The 21,338-nt window shown below is 73.1% G+C and carries 17 protein-coding genes; 13 read left to right on the top strand and 4 right to left on the bottom strand.

The features are described from left to right. The first annotated feature begins 23 nt into the window (after positions 1-23). The 10 genes from AC07DC_RS03150 (at position 24) to AC07DC_RS03105 (ending at position 12,118) form a co-directional block, all read left to right on the top strand. Positions 24-3,158 (top strand): SNF2-related protein, encoded by a 3,135-nt coding sequence (locus tag AC07DC_RS03150; protein ID WP_478911298.1) that lies wholly within the window; start codon positions 24-26, stop codon positions 3,156-3,158. A gap of 14 nt (positions 3,159-3,172) precedes the next feature. After that, the gene (locus tag AC07DC_RS03145) at positions 3,173-3,787 is read left to right on the top strand and encodes an SWIM zinc finger family protein (RefSeq protein WP_478911297.1); all 615 of its coding nucleotides are present in this window, start codon (positions 3,173-3,175) and stop codon (positions 3,785-3,787) included. 86 nt (positions 3,788-3,873) lie between these two features. Further along, positions 3,874-4,632, top strand: a complete 759-nt coding sequence (locus AC07DC_RS03140; RefSeq protein WP_478911295.1) for a dienelactone hydrolase family protein — start codon at positions 3,874-3,876, stop codon at positions 4,630-4,632. A 268-nt stretch (positions 4,633-4,900) separates the two neighbouring features. After that, positions 4,901-6,964, top strand: coding sequence for a PQQ-dependent sugar dehydrogenase (locus AC07DC_RS03135; protein ID WP_478911293.1), 2,064 nt, complete (start codon positions 4,901-4,903; stop codon positions 6,962-6,964). Positions 6,965-7,291: 327 nt separating this feature from the next. Continuing rightward, the gene (locus AC07DC_RS03130; protein WP_478911291.1) at positions 7,292-8,272 is read left to right on the top strand and encodes a lysylphosphatidylglycerol synthase transmembrane domain-containing protein; all 981 of its coding nucleotides are present in this window, start codon (positions 7,292-7,294) and stop codon (positions 8,270-8,272) included. A gap of 53 nt (positions 8,273-8,325) precedes the next feature. Further along, positions 8,326-9,048, top strand: coding sequence for a response regulator transcription factor (locus AC07DC_RS03125; protein WP_478911290.1), 723 nt, complete (start codon positions 8,326-8,328; stop codon positions 9,046-9,048). A 2-nt stretch (positions 9,049-9,050) separates the two neighbouring features. Beyond that, complete coding sequence (locus AC07DC_RS03120) at positions 9,051-10,580, top strand: sensor histidine kinase (protein WP_478912581.1); 1,530 nt, start codon at positions 9,051-9,053, stop codon at positions 10,578-10,580. 48 nt (positions 10,581-10,628) lie between these two features. Further along, positions 10,629-11,021 (top strand): hypothetical protein, encoded by a 393-nt coding sequence (locus AC07DC_RS03115; protein WP_478911288.1) that lies wholly within the window; start codon positions 10,629-10,631, stop codon positions 11,019-11,021. Further along, entirely contained in the window at positions 11,018-11,230 is a 213-nt protein-coding gene (locus tag AC07DC_RS03110; protein ID WP_478911286.1) for a hypothetical protein, read from the top strand. The genes AC07DC_RS03115 and AC07DC_RS03110 overlap by 4 nt, the downstream gene beginning before the upstream one ends. Before the next feature lie 36 nt (positions 11,231-11,266). After that, the gene (locus AC07DC_RS03105) at positions 11,267-12,118 is read left to right on the top strand and encodes an SCO6745 family protein (RefSeq protein WP_478911284.1); all 852 of its coding nucleotides are present in this window, start codon (positions 11,267-11,269) and stop codon (positions 12,116-12,118) included. Positions 12,119-12,170: 52 nt separating this feature from the next. Here the strand turns inward: AC07DC_RS03105 and AC07DC_RS03100 are convergent, their stop codons facing one another. The 3 genes from AC07DC_RS03100 to trxA all read right to left on the bottom strand — a co-directional run bounded on the left by AC07DC_RS03100 (position 12,171) and on the right by trxA (position 16,159). Then, positions 12,171-13,901, bottom strand: a complete 1,731-nt coding sequence (locus AC07DC_RS03100; protein WP_478911283.1) for a bifunctional 3'-5' exonuclease/DNA polymerase — start codon at positions 13,899-13,901, stop codon at positions 12,171-12,173. Positions 13,902-13,953: 52 nt separating this feature from the next. Then, on the bottom strand, positions 13,954-15,693 hold the full coding sequence (locus AC07DC_RS03095) for an AMP-binding protein (protein ID WP_478911281.1): 1,740 nt from the start codon (positions 15,691-15,693) through the stop codon (positions 13,954-13,956). 97 nt (positions 15,694-15,790) lie between these two features. Beyond that, positions 15,791-16,159 carry a thioredoxin gene (trxA, locus tag AC07DC_RS03090; RefSeq protein WP_478911279.1) on the bottom strand — a complete coding sequence of 123 codons (369 nt, stop codon included), beginning with the start codon at positions 16,157-16,159 and terminating at the stop codon, positions 15,791-15,793. 110 nt (positions 16,160-16,269) lie between these two features. On the opposite strand from trxA, the gene AC07DC_RS03085 reads away from it, so the two are divergent. Further along, positions 16,270-16,485 (top strand): hypothetical protein, encoded by a 216-nt coding sequence (locus AC07DC_RS03085; RefSeq protein ID WP_478911278.1) that lies wholly within the window; start codon positions 16,270-16,272, stop codon positions 16,483-16,485. 49 nt (positions 16,486-16,534) lie between these two features. Here the strand turns inward: AC07DC_RS03085 and AC07DC_RS03080 are convergent, their stop codons facing one another. After that, the gene (locus AC07DC_RS03080; RefSeq protein WP_478911276.1) at positions 16,535-17,401 is read right to left on the bottom strand and encodes a nuclease; all 867 of its coding nucleotides are present in this window, start codon (positions 17,399-17,401) and stop codon (positions 16,535-16,537) included. 311 nt (positions 17,402-17,712) lie between these two features. Between AC07DC_RS03080 and AC07DC_RS03075 the strand changes: the two genes are divergently transcribed. Then, on the top strand, positions 17,713-19,527 hold the full coding sequence (locus AC07DC_RS03075; RefSeq protein ID WP_478911274.1) for an acyl-CoA dehydrogenase family protein: 1,815 nt from the start codon (positions 17,713-17,715) through the stop codon (positions 19,525-19,527). After that, the gene (locus AC07DC_RS03070) at positions 19,521-21,329 is read left to right on the top strand and encodes an acyl-CoA dehydrogenase (protein WP_478911272.1); all 1,809 of its coding nucleotides are present in this window, start codon (positions 19,521-19,523) and stop codon (positions 21,327-21,329) included. Before AC07DC_RS03075 ends, AC07DC_RS03070 begins: the two co-directional genes overlap by 7 nt. The last annotated feature ends 9 nt before the right edge of the window (positions 21,330-21,338 follow it).

Genomic DNA, 21,338 nt, shown 5'->3' with positions numbered 1-21,338 from the left:
GCCCAGCAGGAAGAGGCCGCACCGTGTTCGCTCTGCACGCCCTGTGGAGAGCGGATCAGCGGCTCGCCCTGTGGGCCGAGGACTCCCGGCAGCCGCCCGTCCCCGCGCCCGGTCACCCGTATGCCGTCCCCGGATCCGCCGTCGCCGAGCTGCTCGGCGACGGCGGATCCGCGCTCGGCTGGCTCGCGGGCCGGGCCCGCGAGGGCCTGACCGGCCTGCTGCTCCCCACCCGCGACGGCGCACCGCTGCCCTCGCCGGAACTCGGCGGCCCCACCGCCGCCAGGGGCGTTCCCACCGCACCGTGGACCGTCACGTCCCTGCTCTTCGACCCCGCGGACACCGCACTGCTGCTGGGCGAGCTCTCCGCCGCGGGACTGCCCGAGGCGCCCTACGGTGCGTCGCTGCGCTGGCTGATCGCCGCCCACGACCTGGCCTGGCGCACGGTGGGACGGGGCAGGCTGCTGCCCGTGCTGGTCAGCGAGGCCGGAGCGCCGTACGCCCGCTGGCGCCCGGTCCGCGACGAGCGCGGCTGGAAGGAGGCCGGAGAGCTCGCCGCCACCGCGCCGCAGGAGTGCCGCGCCGAGCACCACGACGGCCGGCCCGACGGCCGCGCCGCCGCCAACGTCCTCACCGACCTGCTCGACGTCCTCACCGACCGCGAGGCCCGCGCGGTCCTCGACGACGAACCCGAGCTGCTGAGCACCGCGCGCGGCCGGCGCCCCGCCACCACGGCCACCGAGCTGTGGCTGCGGGCCCTGACCTCGCCGACCGGCCGCGTCGAGGGCGCCGACCCCGCCGAGCTGGCCGAACTGGAGGACCGGCTCACGGCCTGGCACCGTTCCGAGCCGCCCGTCCACGGCCCGCTGCGGGTCTGCTTCCGGCTCGTCGAACCGGTGGGCCCCGACCCCGCCGACCCGCGCGGCCACCCCTCCGACGACAACTGGCGGCTGGACTTCCTGCTCCAGGCGGCCGACGAGCCGTCGCTCATGGTCCACGCCGAAGACGTCTGGACCGAAGGCCCCGCCCTCAGCGCCCTGGAACGCAAGACCGCCCGCCCCCAGGAGGCGCTGCTGGCCGGCCTCGACCGGGCCGGCCGCGCCTACCCCGAGGTGCAGCGCGCGCTGCGCGGCAACCGGCCCGCCGGGCTGCGGCTGGACCGGGCCGGCGCTCTCGGCTTCCTCCGGGACGCCGCGCCCGCCCTGGCCGACGCTGGCTTCGGCGTCCTGCTCCCCACCTGGTGGCAGCGCCCCCAGAAACTCGGCATGGCCCTGACCGTGCGCACCCCGCAGCCCGGCGCCGTGGACATCGGCAGCCTGGCCGACCAGGACGCCATCGTCGCGTTCCGCTGGCAGGCCGCGCTCGGCGACCAGCCGCTGACCCCCGCCGAACTCGCCGAGCTGGCCGCCGCCAAGCAGCCGCTGGTACGGATCCGGGGCCAGTGGACCGAGGTCGACCCGGACACGATCGCCGCCGCTCTCGCCTTCCTGGAACGAGACGGCAGCGGTGCGACGGACTCCGGGCGGATCCTGCGGATCGCGCTCGACCCGGACGCGACGGCGGGCGGCCTGCCGGTCGCCTCCGTCAGTGCCGACGGCCGGCTCGGCGAACTCCTCTCCGGCCGCGCCGAGCAGCGGCTGCGCCCGGTCCCGGTGCCCGCCGGATTCGGCGCGACGCTGCGCCCGTACCAGGAACGGGGCCTGGCCTGGCTCAAGTTCCTGTCGGACCTGGGGCTCGGCGCCGTCCTCGCCGACGACATGGGCCTCGGCAAGACCGCCCAGGCGCTGGCCCTGCTCGCGGTGGAGCACGCGGAGCGCGCAGAGCAAGCGCAGCGCGCTGAGCACCCGGACCGCGCCGAGCACCCGGACCGCACGGCGGAGATCCGGCCGACGCTGCTGGTCTGCCCGATGTCGCTGGTCGGCAACTGGCGCCGGGAGACCGCGAAGTTCGCCCCGATGCTGCGGGTATACGTCCACCACGGGGCCGGCCGGCTGTCCGGCGCCGAGCTGCGGGAAGCGGTCGCCGGCGCCGATCTGGTGATCACCACGTACGGGCTCGTGCAGCGCGACACCGAGGCGCTCGCGCAGACCGGCTGGCGGCGCGTCATCATCGACGAGGCGCAGCACATCAAGAACTCCGCCACCCGCCAGTACCGGGCGGTCCGCGAGCTGACCGCCGACCACCGCATCGCGCTCACCGGCACTCCGGTGGAGAACCGGCTGGCCGAACTGCACGCCATCCTGGACTTCGCCAACCCCGGACTGTTCGGTTCGGCGATCCGTTTCAAGGAGCGGTACGCCGTCCCCATCGAGCGCGACGGCAGCGAAGAAGCCGCGCTGGCGCTGCGGCAGCGCACCCGGCCGTTCGTCCTGCGGCGGCTCAAGAGCGATCCGGCCATCTCGCGGGAGCTGCCCGCCAAGCAGGAGATGACGGTGCTGTGCAATCTCACCGCCGAACAGGCGGCCCTATACCAGGCGGTCGTGACCGACCTGCTGGAGCAGATCAAGGAGAGCCGCGGCATCGAGCGCAAGGGCCTGGTGCTGGCGTCGCTCAGCAAGCTGAAGCAGGTGTGCAACCACCCCGCGCAGTTCGCGCACGACGGCTCGCCGTTGGCGGGGCGTTCCGGCAAGGTGGCCCGGCTGGAGGAGACGCTCGAGGAGGCGCTCGCCGAGGGCGACAAGACGCTGTGCTTCACCCAGTTCGCCGAGTTCGGGTCCCTGCTGCAGGGGCATCTGGCCGAGCGGCTGGACACCGACGTCCTGTTCCTGCACGGTGCGGTGCCCCAGCGCGCCCGCGACGAGATGATCGAACGCTTCCAGGATCCGGACGGCCCCTCGGTGTTCCTGCTCTCCCTCAAGGCCGGCGGCACCGGCCTGAATCTGACCGCCGCCAACCAGGTCATCCATGTCGACCGCTGGTGGAACCCGGCGGTCGAGGAGCAGGCCACCGACCGGGCGTTCCGGATCGGCCAGCGGCGTAACGTCCAGGTCCGCAAGTTCGTGTGCGTGGGCACCGTGGAGGAACGCATCGACGCCATGATCGAGGCGAAGCGGACCCTGGCGACAGCCGCGGTCGGCACGGGCGAGAACTGGCTGACGGAGCTGTCGACCGACGCGCTGTACGACCTGGTCGGCCTCGGCGCCGACGCGGTGAGCGAATGACGCGGCGGCCCGGGATGCCCGGGAGGGCACGTTCGTGGTCCCAGCGGTTCGCCGACCGGCTGGAGGCCATCGGCACGACCGTACCGTCGGGCCCGCCCGCCGCGGGGGTGACCGGGCTCACGGTGGAGGCCGGCGCCGTCACGGCCCGGGTCAGGGAGCGGCAGGCGCGGTACGAGGTGCGGATCGGGCTGGCGGAGTTCACTCCGGCGCAGTGGACCCGCGCCGTTCGGGCCGTCGCCGGCGATCCCGACTGTCGCGCGCGGCTGCTCGACAACGAACTGGCCCCCGACGCGGAGGACCTGTTCGCCAGGGCCGGTCTCCGGCTCTTCCCCGCGCGGACCCAGGATCTCGTGATGGAGTGCTCGTGCCCCGACTGGGCGCTGCCCTGTGCCCATCTCAGCGCGGTACTGCGGAGTCTGGCCGACGCGTTCGACGCCGATCCGTATCTCGTCCTGACCTGGCGGGGGCGCACCCGCGAGGAGTTGCTGCAGGAGCTGCCGCCGGCCGTACCGCGGCGCGAGCCCGCGGACTCCGCGCTGCTCCTGCTCGGCCGGCCGGGGATCACCGTTCGCGGCCGCAACCTGGCCGAGGTTCTGGGGCCGGCCTACGAGGCGTTCACCGGCTGGTGACGTGGCCCGCTGGGATCGGATATCCGATGTCCCGCTGCGACTGCGGCTATTGGTCGGGGCTCGAGTGGCCGTTCTAGGATTGGATCATGGCCTTTGAGATCGTCAAGGAAAACATCACCATCCCGACCGGTGAGGGCTCCATGGCCGCCCACCTGGTCAGGCCGCAGGCCCCCGGCAGTTACCCGGGCGTGGTCGTCGCCTTCGAGATCTTCGGGCTGACCGCGCACATCCGTGACGTCGCGGAGCGGATCGCCCGTCTCGGCTACACCGTCATCGTTCCGGACTTCTACCACCGGAGTGGAACGGGCATCGATTTCACCGACGACCCCGACGGCCGCCGCAAGGGCCTCGATCTCAGCGGCGGGCTCACCCGCGAGGAGGCCATCGAGGACGTCCGCGCCGCCGTGGACCTCCTGCGGGGTGCGCACGGCGCTCCGTCCGTCGGCATGATCGGCTTCAGCTTCGGCGGCCACGTCGCCTATCTGGCCGCCACCCGGTTCGATCTGGCCGCGACCGCGGTCTTCTACGCAGGCTGGCTCGGCAGCACCGACATCGGACTCGGCCGGCCGGAGCCCACCCTCGAACTCACCGGGGGCATCGCCGAGCACGGCGGCCGGCTGGCCTTCTTCGTCGGCGACGAGGACCACGCCGTCCCCGCCGCGGACCGCGCCGCGATCGCCGCCCGGCTGGCGGAGTCCGGCGTACGGCACGAGATCACCGTCTACCCCGGGATCCCGCACGGCTTCTTCTGCGACGTCCGGGACTCGTACCGCAAGGAGGCCGCGGACGACGCCTGGATCCGCGTCCAGGAGCTCTTCGCGGCGGAACTCCCGCAGCCGGCGTAGCGCGTTCGTCCAGCCGGCCCACCCGGCCGGCTGGGGAGCGCTCTCCCTGAAGGTCGGATGTGTCGTCAAGGCTGTCCTCACGCGTAACGAACTCCCCTCGGTTCGTCGAACAACCGGGCCCAACTGGTCCGATCTATTGACGCAATTGGAAGGTTTCTTTACCGTCCATTGCGGTAGAGGTTCGGCCCATCCGCCGCAGTTCGTCCAATGGTTTGTCATGTCTTGATCAAGTGCTGGGCCGAGCACGGAATCCGTAGGAGGACGCGCAATGCCGAGGCCCCCCACCCCTCGCCGCTTCACCCCGAAAGCCCTGATCGCCGCCGCAGCGGTCACGGCCACCGCCGCCGGACTGCTGGTGGCCGTCGCCGGCCCGGGCAGTGCCGCTCCCGTGCTGCTCAGTCAGGGCAAGCCGGCCACCTCGTCGTCCGACGGTGGCACCGGATACGCCGCGAAGCTCGCCTTCGACGGCGACACCGCGACCCGCTGGGCCAGCGTCAGAAACGTCGACCCGCAGTGGATCAAGGTCGATCTGGGCACAGCGGCCACCATCAGCTCGGTCAAGCTGATCTGGGACCTGTCGTGCGCCACCTCGTACAAGGTCGAGTTCTCGACGGACGGCAGTACCTGGAAGAGCGTCTACTCCACCACGACGGGCGACGGCGGCACCGACGACCTCGCGGTCACCGGAACCGCCCGCTACGTCAGGACCACCGGCTCCGCGCGCTGCCGCCCCACCATGGGCTACTCGCTGCAGGAGTTCCAGGTCTTCGGTGGCGGCAGCGCCGACACCCAGCCCCCCACCATCCCGGGCAACCTGCACTCCACCGGCTCGACGTCGAACAGCGTCGCGCTCGCCTGGAACGCCTCGACGGACGACACGGCCGTCACCGCGTACGACATCTACAACGACGGCAACAAGATCGCGGAGGCGGCCGGCAGCGCCACCACCAAGAACGTCACCGGGCTGACCCCCAACACTGCCTACCGCTTCACCGTCTTCGCACGTGACGCAGCGGGCAATGTCTCGCCGGCCAGCAACCTGGCCACCGTCAGCACGCCGCCCAGCTCCGACACGAAGCCGCCCACCGCGCCCACCGGACTCGCCGTCACCGGGACGACCTCCGGCAGCGCCTCCCTCAAGTGGTCGGCCGCGACCGACGACACGGGGGTGACCGGCTACGACATCTACAACGGCACGGACGTCATCCTCCCCGACGTCACCGGCACCACCGCCACGGTCACCGGACTCGCGGCCGACACCTCGTACACCTTCACCGTCAAGGCCAAGGACGCGGCGGGCAACGTCTCGCCGGCCAGCAACCAGGTCACGGCGAAGACCCTGCCCGACAGCGGCAGCGACAAGACCCCCTCCAGCATCAAGACCGTCTCCACCGGCTGGACGATCCCCTGGGGCATGAGCTGGCTGCCCGACGGCTCCGCGCTCATCACCGAGCGCGACTCGTTCAAGGTCTTCAAGCTCACCCAGGCAGGTGCGAGGACCCAGATCGGCACCGTGCCGAACGCGGTCACCACCGACGGCGAAGGCGGCCTGCTCGGAATCGCGGTCTCGCCCAACTGGAGCAGCGACCACTACGTCTACATCATGCACACCGCCTCGGAGGGCAACCGGATCGTCCGGATGACCTACGACGGCTCGACGCTGAACGGCTACACGCAGCTGGTCGGCGGCATCAAGAAGAGCAAGTACCACAACGGCGGGCGCCTCAAGTTCGGCCCCGACGGGTACCTCTACGCCACCACGGGCGAGGCCCAGACCCCGGACCTCGCGCAGGACAAGAACTCCCTCAACGGCAAGATCCTGCGGATGACCACGGCGGGCAAGGCCGCCCCCGGCAACCCGTTCGGGACCCTCATCTACTCCTACGGCCACCGCAACCCGCAGGGCATCACCTGGGACCCGCAGGGCCGCCTGTGGGAGGCCGAGTTCGGCAATTCCAAGTACGACGAGCTGAATCTGATCACCCCGGGCGCCAACTACGGCTGGCCCACCTGCGAGGGCAAGTGCTCCACGTCCGGCATGACCAACCCCAAGGCCCAGTGGTCGGTCGCCCAGGCGTCACCCAGTGACATCGCCTACTCCGACGGCGCCATCTACATGGCGGCGCTGAAGGGCCAGCGGCTGTGGCGCATCCCGGTCAGCGGGACCACCGCGGGCACCCCGGCCGCGTACTACGTCAACCAGTACGGCCGGCTGCGGACCGTCGAGAAGATCCCCGGCAAGAGCGTGCTGTGGCTCTCCACGACCAACTGCGACAACAACGGCAACGCCGCCGACGGCTCGGACAAGGTCTTCCAGATCGAGCTGAAGTAACACGATCCGGGCCGGGGCCGTGAGGCCACCGGTCGCAGACCGCCGGGCGGGGAGCAGGGGGCCCCGCCCGGCTTCGTGTTTCCGCGGGTGCGTCACCCCTTTGGGCGGTGGGAGCGGGAGTACTCCTTCACGGAGTGTTCGACCCGCGGACCCCCGCTCTTTCCGTGTGCGGGGCATGAATTGACGCAGTGGCGGGAACGCGCACACCCGTCCGGCAGGTGGTCGTGCGGGAGACCGGGTGCCGCGACGCGCTTACGCTGAGCGGACCGTCGCATCGCCGTAACCGCATTGTCGCCGTATCGAGACCACCTGTACCGAGGAGGGGCCATGACGCTTGCCCAGGCCGAACGGGTCAAGTGGCAGGGCGGGTGGCAGCGGACCTCGGTACGCTCCATGGCCGTCCTGATCCCCGTACTCGCCATCGCGGTGCTCGCCGGCCGCCGGTGGTCGCTGATCGACTCCAGCGCCGACCAGCTCGGCGCCGCCGACCGCCAGTGGCTGGCCGTCGCGGCCGCCGCTGCCGTCATGACCTGGATCTGTTCGGCCACCGCCCAGCAGGGCGCGGTGGTGGAGTCGCTGCCGCCCGGACGGCTGCTCGCCACCCAGTTCGCCGCGTCCGCCGCCAACCATCTGCTGCCGGCGGGAGTCGGCGGCAATGCCGTCAACCTGCGGTTCCTGCTGCGCCGCGGGCTGCCGCCGGGCCGCTCGGCCGCCGCGCTCGGCGTGCGCGCCGTGGCCGCCGCGGTGGTACGGGTCGGCATGCTCCTGATACTGCTCGCCCTCTTCCCGCACGCTCTCAAGGTCGACCGGGTCGCTCCGCGCGGCCCCGCCCACCCGCTCGTCATCGTGGCGGTGGTGGCCGGCTGCGCCCTGGCCGTCGCGCTGACGCTGCTCCTCGCCCGCCGGGTCCGCGCCCGCGTGCGCACCTTCTTCGGCACCATGGCGGTCGATGTGCGGGCCCTGCACTGCAAGTCGGCGCGGGTCGCGGCCCTGTGGGGCGGATCGCTGGCCTTCCCCGTGATGCACGCCACCGTGCTGGTGGCGGTGATCCAGGCGCTGAACGCTCCCGTGCCGGTCAGCGGAGTCGTCCTCGCGTACCTCTTCGCGAGCACCGCCGCGGCCTGGCTGCCCGCCCCCGGCGGCCTCGGCTCGCTCGACGCCGCCCTGGCCTTCACCCTGGTGACCGCGGGCGCCTCGGCCGTCATGGCCACCTCGGCCGTCCTCGGCTACCGGCTGGTGACCGTCTGGCTGCCACTGATCCCCGGCGTCCTGGTGCTGGCCGCACTGATGCGGCGCCGCGTGCTCTGAGCCGGGGCCGGCCGCGGCCGATCGGTGGGAACGCCGGAGTATCGTGCGTCCCCATGGTGGAACCACGGGTCGATTCAGCAGGTCGGGGGCGGGTTCTCGTCGTCGACGACGACGCGGCGATCCGCCGTTCGCTCGGCCGCGGGCTGCGCCTGGACGGCTTCCGCGTCACCGAGGCGGACGGCGGCCGGGCAGCCCTCGCCGGGCTGCGCGACGACCCGCCGGACGTGGTGGTGCTGGACATCTCCATGCCGGACATCAGCGGTATCGACGTGTGCCGGAAACTGCGCGAGGACGGCAATGACATACCGGTGCTGATGCTGTCGGCGCTGGACGAGGTGGCCGACCGCGTCGCCGGGCTGCAGGCGGGCGGCGACGACTACCTCGTCAAGCCGTTCGCCCTCGACGAGCTGGTGCTGCGGCTGCACGCGCTGCTGCGCCGCCGCCCGCCCCGGCATACGGACACCGTGCGCGCCGGCGGCCTGCTGCTCGACCCGGCGGCCCGCACCGCGCAGCTGGACGGCGCCGAGCTGCATCTCACCCGCCGCGAGTTCGAGCTGCTGGAGACCCTGGCGCGCAACGCGGGGATCGTCCTCACCCGCGACCAGCTGCTCGACCGGGTCTGGGGTTACGACTTCGAGGTGCGGACCGACGCGGTCGACACGTTCGTCAGCTATCTGCGCCGCAAACTGGAGGCCGGCGGCCGGCCGAGAATCGTGCACACGGTGCGCGGCGTCGGATTCGTGCTGCGCGACAGCCCGGCCGAGGGCGCGCGATGACCATGCGACTGTCGACCCGGATCGCGATCGCCGTCGGCGTGCTCGTTCCGCTGCTGGTGCTCGCGTCGGGCTGGCTGCTGGTGCGGCTGGTCACGAACGATCTGCACGCCCAGGCCGACGCCCATCTGCGGGAGCGGGCGGCGGCGATGGCGCAGGACGCCCGCAACCTGCTGCGCGTCACGGCGGCGGACCGTTCGGCCGCCGCCGAGCAGGCCAAGGAGAAACGGCTGTTCACCGCGGCGCTGGACGTCGGGATCAGGCTCATCGGCCCGGACGGCACGGTGACCGGCGGGCCGCAGCCCGGCCCGTCCTTCACGCTGCCCGCCGAAGCCGCCCGGCCCGTCACCGTGGGCGACGGGCAGCGGAGCTGGCGGGTGCTGTCGGTGCCGGTGGTCTCGAAGCGCCCGGCGGCGACCGGCACCCTGTGGCTGTTCTCGCCGGACACCGCGAGCCGGACACAGATCCAGCTCGTCCGCCGCCGGGTGGTGACGGTGGCGCTGCTCGGCGCGCCGCTGGCCGCGGCCGTCACCTGGCTCGCCGCCACCGCCGCGGTGCGCCCGCTGCGCCGGCTCCAGCGGCGCGCGGCCGGCCTCGACCCGGGAACCAACACCGCCCGGCTCGACCACGAGCCGTCCAGGGTCGCGGAGGTCGACGATCTGGCGCTGACACTGCGGACGGTCCTGTCCCGCTACGACGAGCAGGCCGCGCGTACCGCCGAGGCGCTCGCCACGGCGCGCTCGTTCTCCGCCGCGGCCTCGCACGAGCTCCGCACACCGCTGATGAGCATGCGGATCAACCTCGACGTGCTCGGCGGCCACCCCGGTCTGGACCCCGCCGAGCGCGCCGAGATCGTGGACGACCTGAGCCGCGAGCACGCCCGGCTGCTCGGCCTGCTGGTCATGTTGCGGGCCCTGGCGCAGGGCGACCTCGTGGAGGCCGAGGCCTTCGGCCCCGTCGATCTCGCGGAGGTGGTGGAGTCCTCCGCCGCCGCGCTGCGCGGCAGCCGGCCGGGGACGGCGCTGACTGTGCGCGGCGGGTCCGGCTTCCTGGTCCACGGATGGGAACCCGGGCTGCGCTCGGTGGTCGACAACCTGATCGTGAACGCGCTGACGCACGGGGGCGGCGCCGTCGACGTGGCGCTGCGCGCCGGGGAGGAGGGCGGGCCGGGCGAGCCGGCCGGCCCGGTCGTCGTGCTCACGGTGGACGACGACGGGCCCGGCGTGCCGCCGGAGTCCCGGCAGCGGGTCTTCGAGCGGTTCCAACGCGGTCCCGACAGCCCCGGCTCCGGCCTCGGTCTCACGCTCGTCGCCCAGCAGATCGCCCTGCACCGGGGCACGATCCGGATTCTGGACCGGTCGGCCGGAGAAGGCCGCGGGGCCCGGGGAGCCCGGTTCGAGGTACGGCTCCCGCTGACGGTCACCGGGCGGCCGGGCTCGGGACTCCCGTCGCGCAGAGACTGGTTGAGCGCGGAACCGGCGACCGGAACGGCGTCAGAACCGGCCCCACAAGGTTTCCACAAAGACCGCTCCTAGCGTCGTCCCGCGGCCGGGCACCCTGCCCGGTCCGTCGAGGAGGACACCATGCGCACCACTCGCTCCACCCGAACGGCGATCGCCGCGTGTGCCGCCGTCGCCGCGCTGCTCGGAGCCGCGGGAAGCGCGGCCGCCGCGCCGTCCGCGCCCCCGACCGGGGATGGCGCCAAGGGGGTCTGCAAGCGCGCGCCCAAGGCCGACGCCCGCATCGACAAGGCGCTCGGCCGGCTCAACGGGAACGCCGGCACGAAGGGCTCCATCGCCCGGATCACCCAGCGCGTCGCCAACGCCAAGTCGGCGGGCCACACCGAGATCGAGACCTATCTCAACGACCGGCTGACCTTCCGCAAGTCGCTCGTGCCGACGCTGCAGCAGCGCCAGAAGGATCTGAAGGCGGTCCTCGTCTGGTGCCAGGCCAACAACAACGGAACGTCGAAGTGACCCTGACACACCGGGCGGCCGCGGTCGCCGCGACGGCGCTGCTCTGTGCCGCGCTCGCCACCGGCTGCGGTGGCAAGGGCGGCAGCGCCGACGGGTCGGCCACCACACCGACGCCGTCCGGGTCGCAGATCTCCCAACTCGACAAGGTCGTCGGCGACGCGGAGTCCGCGGCGAGCGCGGCGGAGTCCGACTCCGCGTCCGACAACTGACCGACCGCTGGCGTAACGTGTTCGGCCATGGAGTCGATGGCACGGACTTTGTGGCTGCGCACGGAACCACTGCACGCGGTGGTCTACTTCGACGCGCAGTGCCGCGAGATGGGTCGCTCGCTGGGGCTCAAGGGCTACTGGATGGGGTACTTCGCCACCCGGTCCGCCCCGCTGGGCCGCGCACAGCCGTCCGTGGTGACCGCCGCGTTCGGTGTGTTCGCCCCCGGACCGATCGCCCGCGCGCTGCCCGCGTCCTGGGACATCACCTCCCCTGAGCAGGCACTCGACCTGCGGGCCGAACGCTCGGCCGCCGCCCTGCGGGCGCTCGATCCCGGAGTGGAGCGACGGGCGGAGCGGCTGACCGGTCCGCTGCGCGCGATGGTGGCGGACGCCCCCGCACTCGCCCGGCCGGTGTTCGCCGCCAACCGGGACCTCCCCGACCGCGCCGATCCCGTCGAGCGGCTCTGGCAACTCGTCACCTCACTGCGTGAGTTCCGCGGTGACGCGCACCTGGCCGTACTCGCCGACCGGGGCCTCGACGGCTGCGAGGCGCTGCTCCTCGCCGCCGCCGACGGCCGGGTGCCCGCGGATACCATCCGGCAGGACCGCGGCTGGACCGAGACGGAATGGGCCGACGCCGGTGCCCGGCTGCGCGAACGCGGACTGCTCGCAGCGGACGGTGCTCTCACCGGACGCGGACGCGACGAGCGCCGGTCCATAGAGGACGCCACCGACCGGCTGGCCGGCCGCCTGCTGCGCCCGCTGTCCGGCGACCGCGCGCAGGCGCTGTTCAGCGATCTGGCCCCGGTGGTGGACCGCGTCCTGGCCGGCCAGGTGCTGCCGTTCCCGAACCCGATCGGCCTGCCCCGGCCGGTGCAACCGCTGTAGCCGCGTAGCCGAGCGGAAAGGGCGGAACGGGCGGAGTCGTCGGGCGGCAGCGCTACTTGGCGTCGGCGTAGCACTCCACGACGTTCGTCTCCAGCGGGAAGCGCACGGGAGTGTCGCCGAAGACCAGCCGGCGGGCCTCCTCGCCCGACTCGGCGACAGCGGCCTCGACGGCGCCCGCGAGGTCGGTCGGGGTCTGCACGATGATCTCGTCGTGCTGGAAGAAGACGAGCTGCGGCTCGGGGCCGATCGCGGCGAGGCGGCGGCGGGTGGCGGCGAGCATCGCCAGCGCCCAGTCGGAGGCGCTGGCCTGGATGATGAAGTTGCGGGTGAAGCGCCCCCAGGAGCGGGCGGCCCGCCGGTCGGGCGAGGAGCCGTCGTCGGAACCCGATCCGGAACCCGATCCCGAACCGGAGTCCAGGTCGCCGTCCTCCGAATCCAGCCAGTCCGACGACGGCGTCGGGGACGTCCGGCCCAGCCGGGAGCGGACCACGCCGCCGCCCTCGCCGATGCGGGCCGCGGATTCGACGAGGCCCATGGCGTCGGGGAAGCGGCGGCGGAGCACCGCGAGCAGTTGTCCCGCCTCGCCGCTGGTCTGCCCGTACATGGCGGCCAGCAGGCCGATCTTCGCGCGGCTGCGGTCGCCGCCGAACGCGGTGCGCGCGATACCCGCGTAGAGATCGCCCTCGGCAGCCGCGGCGGCCAGGCCCCTGTCGGCCGACATGGCGGCGAGCACCCGGGGTTCCAGCTGTCCCGCGTCGGCGACGACCAACCGGTGGCCGGGGTCGGCGACGACGGCGGAGCGCAGCAGCCGGGGGATCTGCAGGGCGCCGCCGCCGCGGGTGGCCCAGCGGCCGGAGACCACGCCGCCGACGACGTACTCCGCGCGGAACCGGCCGCCGCGCACCCAGGTCTCCCGCCAGGCCCAGCCGTGGGCGGCATGGATCCTGGACAGCTCCTTGTAGCGCAGCAGCAGAGCCGCCGCCGGGTGCTCGACGTCCCGCAGCACGTGCGAGCGGGTGGACGGCAGCTGGACGCCGACCCGGGCGAAGGCGGGCAGGACCTGGGCGGGGGAGTCCGGGTTGACCGGGCTGCCGAGCGCTTCCTGGACCTGGGTGGCGAGCTCGCCCAGCAGCTTGGGCCGGGCGCCGCCCGCCGGGCGCGGGCCCAGCAGGCCGGTCAGCAACTCGTCGTGCACGGCGGCGCTCCACGGCAGCCCGCCGCGGCCCATCTCGGCGGCGGCCAGCGAACCGGCGGACTCGGCGGCGCACAGCAGCCGCATCCGGCCCGGGTGCTCACCCTCCTTGAGACGGCGCTGCTGTTCGGCATGGACGGCGACGACGGCCGTCAGCGGATCGGCGTCCTGCGGCAGGTGGTGGCGGTCGGCTGCGAAGAGCACCGGCTGGTCGTCGGCCGCGCCCTCCCGGGCGTCCTCGGGGACCGGCAGATCGTTCAGCCGCGCCCAGGCGGCGCCGAGCGAGCGGGGCTGCCCATGCCGGCCGTCGCGGCCGAGCAGCAGCGTTTCGACGAGCTTCAGATCATGGCAGCGGGCCGGCCGGACCGGCAGCCGGTCGAGCAGCCGGGGGTACAGGTCCTCGGTCGCCGCCCACACCCAGCGCGGTGCGTCCGACGTCTCGCGGGCGGCGATGGCCGCGGCGAGATCGCCGACCCGCTCGGCGGGCCCGGCCGGGACGCCCTCCTCGTCCAGCGGCAGCAGCCGCCCGCCGGACCCCACGGGGTCGGGTGCGACGGCGACGCGTGGCGCGGAGAGGCGAGGAGTGGTCACGGGTCGAGCGTAGAGCGGGGCACTGACAACGGGCCGCCGGCAATGCCGCCGGTCAGCGGTCCAGGAGCGCGTCGCGGTCCTGGGCGCGGTACTGGTCGAGCAGCGCCAGCCGGTCCGCCGCGGTGAAGGGCCGGTACGCCGCGCCGCAGGGGCCCGCGTCCGGCGGGGACCACCAGACCGGATCGGCGCAGCGGAAGCCGGTGCGGCGCAGGCCGACACGGTGGACCTTGTTGGTGGCGGTGACCGGCATCCGGTCGGTGACGCGCACGAAGCGCGGCGGCATCTTCGTCCCCAGATCCGGCTGGGCGGCGAGGAAGGCGGCGAACGCGGCCGGGTCGAAGGCGGCGCCGTCGTGCAGCGCGAGCGTCGCCATGACCTGGTCGCCCGCCACCGGGTCCGGGACGGCGTAGACCGCCGCCGAGGCCGCGTCCGGGAAGCGGGCCAGGATGTTCTCGATGACCGCGGCGGCCAGGTTCTCGCTGTCCACCCGCAACCGGTCGTCGCTGCGCCCGGCGAAGTGGAAGAAGCCCTCGGCATCGCGGAAGAACAGATCGCCGGTCCAGTACCAGTTGCCGCGCAGCCGGTCGGCGACGGCCTGCTCGTTCTTCCAGTAGCCCTCGAACGTGCTCGGGCCGCGGTTGACCAGCTCGCCGATCGCCTCGTCGCCGTTGAGCAGGCGCCCGTCGGCGTCGAAGGCGGCGGGCGGGCGTTCCCGGCCGGTGTCGGGGTCCACGACGGCGAGATCCGCGCCGGAGGCGGCGCGGCCGATGGCGCCGGGCGGTGTGCCGGGGGAGCGCTGGATGGCGGCGCCGCCCTCGGAGGAGCCGTACCCCTCGATGAGCGGCGTGCCGAAGCGGGCCGCGAAGCGGGCGGCGTCGACAGCCCCGGCCTCGGTGCCGAAGCCGTGCCGCAGCGGGTGGTCGCGGTCGTCGGGGCGCTCGGGAGTCGCCAGCAGGAACTGCACGGCGCGGCCCACGTAGGTGAAGTACGTGGCCCCGTAGGACCGTATGTCGGGCAGGAACCCGGAGGCAGAGAACTTGCGGCGCAGCGCGACGGCGGCGCCGCCGGCGAGTGCGGGGGCCCAGTTGGCCATGACGGCGTTGCCGTGGAACAGCGGCATGCAGATGTAGTGGACGTCCTCCGGCACCACGTCCAGGAAGTCGACCAGGGCCCGGCCGGCGTGGGCGAGGCGGCCCTGCGAGCAGATCACCGCTTTGGGGGCGCCGGTGGAGCCGGAGGTGAAGTACAGCAGCATCCGGGTCCCGGGCGTGACCTCCGGCGCGGGTTCCGGCTCGGCGCCCGCGTACGGGGCGAGCAGCGCGTCGTACGCGGGGTCGTCGACGACGAGGACGCGGTCGCGGGAGAGCGACGGTCCCAGGTCGAGGCAGTCCAGCAGCGGGAGGTGGGCGCGTTCGGTGACCAGCAGGGCGCACTCGGTGTGGGCGATGTCGCGGGCCAGCTCCGGGCCGCGCCGGGTCGGGTTGACGCCGACCACGGTGGCTCCGGCGAGCGCGGCCGCGCCCAGCCACAGGGGGTACTCCGGGACGTTGTCCAGCAGGACGCCGACGTGCGGCTGCGCCCCGGGCGGCAGCAGATCGCGCAGCAGCGCGGCGCGGGCCGCGGAACCGGCGGCGGTCTCGTGATGGGTGAGGACCAGATCGCCGTACTTCAGGCCCGGCCGGTGGTCCTTCCACCGCGCGCGCACCAGCTCCGCGACCGTGGTGCCGGCCGCGGAGCCGGTGTCCGGGGTGTGTGCGGCCCCCGCCCGGCCCGCCGTTTCCGTGCTCCCCATCGCCGCCTCCCGTCCGTTGGACAGCAAGCCGCACCATAACTGACTATCCGTCAGATAGGGAGGGGCGGTCAGCGGCGGGCGGTCGGGGGCCGTGGGATCAGGAGCCCTGCTGGGCCTGCTCGACGGACTTGCGTACCTCGTCCATGTCCAGCGCGCGTGCCTGGCCGATCACATCGTCCAGCGCCGCGGGCGGCAGGGCGCCGGGCTGCGCGAAGACGGCGACGCGGTCGCGCACGATCATCAGCGTCGGGATCGACTGGATGTCGAAGGAGGCGGCCAGCTCCGGCTGCGCCTCGGTGTCGACCTTCGCGAAGACCAGGTCCGGATTCGCCTCGGCGGCCTTCTCATAGACCGGTGCGAACATCCGGCACGGGCCGCACCAAGCGGCCCAGAAGTCGATGAGGACGAAATCGTTCTTGGTCACGACCTCGTCGAAGTTGTCCTTGGTCAGCTCGACAGTGCTCATGGTGCGGATAACGGGGGGTGCCGGTCGGATATTCCGGTGGCTTCACTCATTCGGGTGATGGGGTCACCGGGTGCAGTGGCGATCAGCGGGTGGGCCTCGTTGGTCCGGTCATGGGAGCGACGGAACGGACCTGGGACAGCGGTGGCGCGAACGACGGAGCGGCCTGGCGCCTCATCCGGGGCGGAACGGTTCCGCACGGCTCGGACGCCCCGGTCTACGCCGCCCTGGCCGACCAGTGGCGGTCGGCCGGGCGGATGGTACCGGGACAGATCGACATGGAGTGGGCCGAGCTGGTCGGCCGGATCCCCCGGTTGACGGGCGTCTGACGGAGAGCAGCGGGGCGCGGCAGGGGACCGGGGCACCTCAGCCCTCGTCTCAGCCCTCGTCGAAGACCAGATCCTCCGGCGGGCGGTTCATCCGCACCGTCTGGCCGGAGACCTCCACCACCGTCTCGAAGCCGGTGTACTGGCCGCGGGACACGATCAGCACACGGTCACCGCGCTGGTCCAGGAACGCGGCGAAGCCGGCCAGTGACGGGTCCCCGGCGCCCAGCGCCAGGTAGTCGGCCAGCCGCCGGAACAGCTTCGGCATGATCACCGCCTCCGAGGTGATCGACTCCAGACCGTCGATCCGCGCCCCCGACTGGGTCACGTCCAGCGACCACAGCCCGGCTCCCTTGGACCTGGCCCCGTCCACCGCGGCCGTCAGTGCCTGGCGCAGGTCCACGTAGAGGTTCCGGTAGTACGTCGGGTAGGCCAGCCCCTCCGCGAGCTGGTGGAAGTTGGCCGTCTCCTCCAGCAGCGCGGCCTCGACCCGGATCCGCGTCCCACTGGCGCCCGGCGCCGCGCCCTTGCCGACCAGGGCCACGCACCGGCCGTACAGGTCGGCGCCACGGGTGAGGAGGTAGCCGGGCAGCTGCGCGGGCTCCGCCGTACTCACCGTGCCGTGCCCGTCGCGGGTGACCCCGGTGTAACCCAGCCAGGACACCAGCTCCGCGGCGGCCTGGTCGGCGTAGGGAGCCGGCTGGTGCAGTTCCTGGCCGTGCGCCGGTATGTAGTGCGTCTCCAGCGCGTCGATCGCGTCCAGCCGCAGCTGCGCCCCGCCCGTCGCGTTGCGCTGCACTTGGTGGACGCCTCCGACCAGGTCCCACTGGGCCGGATCGGTGGGGTAGAAGCGGATGGAGTCCCCGTCGGGACGGGCTCCGGTGATCCGGTACGTGCCCTCGATGACGAGCATGGGCATGGCGACGCCTCCTCAGCGTGTCCACGTGTCCGCCCGGTCGGCGCGGCCGGCTTTCCGCCGCGGGCCGCCCGCGGATCCTCGGTGGATGTCCCGCGCGGTTCCCTTCCCTCCAGCGTGACGCAGAAGTCCCGGCGGCACCGGCCACCCGCCGGTAACGGCGGGCTGAATTCTTCTCATCAACCCGTGGCGTGGACGCCCCCTTGAGCTGGATTCGAGGGCCGGTCCACATCCTCGGACGCATCGCCCGGAGTGACCCGAAAGGAACCTGCTGTGAACGTACGCGCGACGTTCCACAAGTCGGGACGGCGGCCATGGTGACGGTCCTGCGGCGCGTCGGTGCCGGGGAAGGTGCCCCGGCAGTCCCGCAACTGCGCCATCCGTCCTGGGAGCTGGCGGCCCGCTTCGACCGGGAGCTGGGGGATCCGGGCGACCCGGCCACCGTCTTCTCCTACCAGGAGGCCGTCCGGCTGGACGACGCCGAGGAGTTCCCCGACGAGGCGTGCGCCGCCCTCGACGTCTGGGGCCTGGCCGACTACTACGTGCCCGCCGACTACGGCGGGGTGCTCACCGGCTTCGAGGATCTGCAGCAGCTCATCCGGATGCTTGCCCGGCGCGATCTGACAGTCGCCGTCGGACACGGCAAGACCTTCCTCGGCTCGGTGTCGGTGTGGGTCTCCGGCGACCACGCGGCGGCGGTCCGGCTCGGTGCGCTGGTCAAGGCCGGTGCCCGCGTCTCGCTCGGGCTCACGGAACGCACCCACGGCAGCGACATCATGGCGGGCGAGCTCACCGCGGAACCGGTCGGCCCCGGCTACCGCGTCAACGGCGAGAAGTGGCTGATCAACAACGCCACCCGCGGCCGGCTGCTGAGCCTCCTCGCCCGTACGTCGCCCGTCGGCGGCCCGCGCGGCTTCACCCTGCTCCTCCTCGACAAGGAGGAACTGCCCCAGGAGACCTACCGCTGCCTGCCCAAGGTGCCCACCCACGGCATCCGCGGCGCGGACATCAGCGGTGTCGTCATCCAGGACGCCGTGGTCGGCCCGGAGGCGGTGGTCGGCGGGGCCGGCGGTGGCGCGGAGCTGCTCCTCAAGTCGCTGCAACTCACCCGCACGCTCTGCCCGTCGTTGTCGCTCGGCGCCGCCGACCACGCGCTGCGACTGGCCATGGAGTTCGCCGGTGAGCGGGTGCTCTACGGCCGACGGCTGACCGAACTCCCGCTCACCCGGCGCACCCTGGCCGAGGCCTACGCCGACCTGCTGGTCTGCGAGGCGCTCAGCACGGTCGCGACCCGCAGCATCCACGCCCTGCCGAGCGAGCTGAGTGTCACCTCCGCCGTCGCCAAGTACCTCGTCCCGACCATCATCGACAGTCAGGTGGCCTCGCTGGGATCCCTGCTGGGCGCCCGGTCGTTCCTGTCGGGCGAGTTCGCGCACGGCAGCTTCCAGAAGGTGGCCCGCGACCACCGCATCGTCGGGATCTTCGACGGCAACACCCTCGTCAACCAGTACTCGCTGGTGGCCCAGTTCCGCTCGCTGGCCCGCAACTACCTCGGGCCGCTGGACCACCGCCCGCGGCTGGGCACCCTGTTCAACCTGAGTCGGCCGCTGCCGCCGTTCGACCCCGAGCGGCTCACCCTGCTCTCCCGCTACGGCAGCAGCATCCTGGGCACCCTCCCCGCCTCCGTGACGCGGCTGGCGGACGCGGCCCTGCTCGACCCCGCGCTCGGCGGGGCCGCCCAGTGCGCCGCGGAACTGCGGGTCGCGGCGGACGCGCTGCACCGCAGGATCGCCCGCCGGATGGAAACGGTGGCGGCCGCGTCACCCGAGAGCTTCACCGACGCACGCAAGTACGGGCTCTGCTTCGCCGGGGCGGCCTGCCTGGGCCTGTGGCTGCACAGCCACCGGGAGGCGGAGGCGGGCGGGACCGGCGGACTCTGGAAGAACGGTCTGTGGCTCGAAGCCGTACTGAACCGGCTGCTGGCCCGCCTGGAGGTGCGCCCGCCCGCGGGCGCCGCGGAGGACCCGCTGTTCGAGCGGCTCTACACACAGCTGACCCAGCAGTACCAGGACGGCAGTCTCTTCTCGTTGCTGCCCTGCCCGATAGCCGAGGGACCGCCATCATGCTGAAGGACAACAGCTCCCGCCCGCAGCCGGGTCTCGACCCGGACGCCGCGCCGGCGCAGTCGGCCGGGCTCCGGTCGGTGGACCCGGCGGAAGTGGCCATCCAGGCCAGGATCACCGAACTGGAGCAACTGCTCGGCGACCCCCGCGACCCGGACAACCCCTTCGGGCACGACGCGCTGCTCGCCGCCGACGACCGCAGCGAACTCCTGCCCTCCGCGGAGGACGCGCTCACCGGCTTCGGCCTCAACCACGAGTTCGTGCCCGTGGAGCTCGGCGGACGGCTCGCTCGGGTGGACACCCTCGCCCGCGTGCTGCGCCCGGTCTTCCGCCGGGACGCCTCGCTGGCACTGGGGTACGGGGTGACCTCGTTCCTCGCCGCGGTCGCGGTGTGGGCGGCGGGCACACCGGAGCAGCGCCGCTGGACCGCCGACCTGCTGATGGGCGGCGGCCGGCTGGCCATCGCCTACCACGAGCTCGCGCACGGCAACGACTTCGTCCGCAACGAGTTCACCGCGCTCCCCGACGGCACCGGCTTCCGGCTGGACGGCCGCAAGGAAGTGATCAACAACGCCGGGCGCGCCGAGGCCCTCGTCCTGTTCAGCCGCACCGCGAAGGAGGCCGGCGCCCGCAGCCACTCCGTGCTGCTCGTCGACAAGAGCGTGCTGCCCGCCGACCGGTTCGAGCACCTGCCGCGCTACCGCACGGTCGGGGTGAAGGGCTGCGAGATCGGCGGGTTCCACTTCCGCGACTGCCCGCTGCCCGGCGACGCACTCGTCGGCGGTCTCGGTGAAGGTGTGGAGATCGCGCTGCGGTCCTTCCAGATCACCCGCAGCGCCATCCCCGCGATGGTGCTGGCGGGCGCCGACACCGCACTGCGCACCGTGGTGGGCTTCGCCGTCGACCGGCAGTTGTACGGCCGGTCGGTGCTGGAGATCCCGCACGCCCGGTCCACCGTGGCGGGCGCCTTCACCGATCTGCTGATCTGCGACTCCCTCGCGCTGGCCGCGACCCGTGCGGTCCATCTGCTGCCCGGCCAGACCAGCGTGTACGCCGCGGTGGTGAAGTACCTGGTGCCCAAGTTCCTGCAGGACGCCACGTACGACCTCTCGATCGTGCTGGGCGCCAACTTCTACGTACGCAACGGCGAGTACGGCATCTTCCAGAAGCACGTACGGGACCTGCCGATGACCAGCCTCGGGCACGCCGGGACCGCCGCCTGCCAGGCCACCATCATCCCGCAACTGCCGCGGCTGGCACGCAAGTCGTGGTTCGCGGGCGAACCCGCCCCGGCCTCGCTGTTCCGCAGCTGGGAGGGGCTGCCGCCGCTCGACACGAGCCGGCTGTCCCTGGCGGCGGACGGCGACGCGCTCGCCGCCTCGCTGGTGAGCGGGTACGACTGGCTGCGGGCCACCGGCAGCGGGGGCACCGACGCCGCCGCGCTGATCGAACTGGTCCGCTCGCTCGTCGAGGAACTGCGCGAACTGCAGGGCGAGTGCACGGAGATGCCGCCCGAGGACCGCACCGTACTGGCCAGCCCGCACGCCTATGCGCTCGCCGACCGGTACGCCCTGGTGCTCGCGGGATCCGCCGTTCTGAACGTATGGCGCGAACAGCTGGGGGGCGGCTCGCCGTTCCTGGCCGACCCGGCCTGGCCGACGGCCGCGCTCGCCCGGATCGCCCGGCGGCTGGGCCTGCCCGTCCCGGAACGCAGCCGGGACGAGGTGGACTGGCTGCTCGGCGAGGTCCTCGACCGCTACCACGGCGAACGCAGCTACGACCTCTACGACAGCCCCCTGGCCGGTTGAGCGGCACCG

This window comes from Streptomyces sp. NPDC045021 (assembly GCF_056432645.1).
The sequence above is the reverse complement of the archived record's forward strand: the minus strand, read 5'-3'. Positions and strand labels throughout refer to the sequence as shown.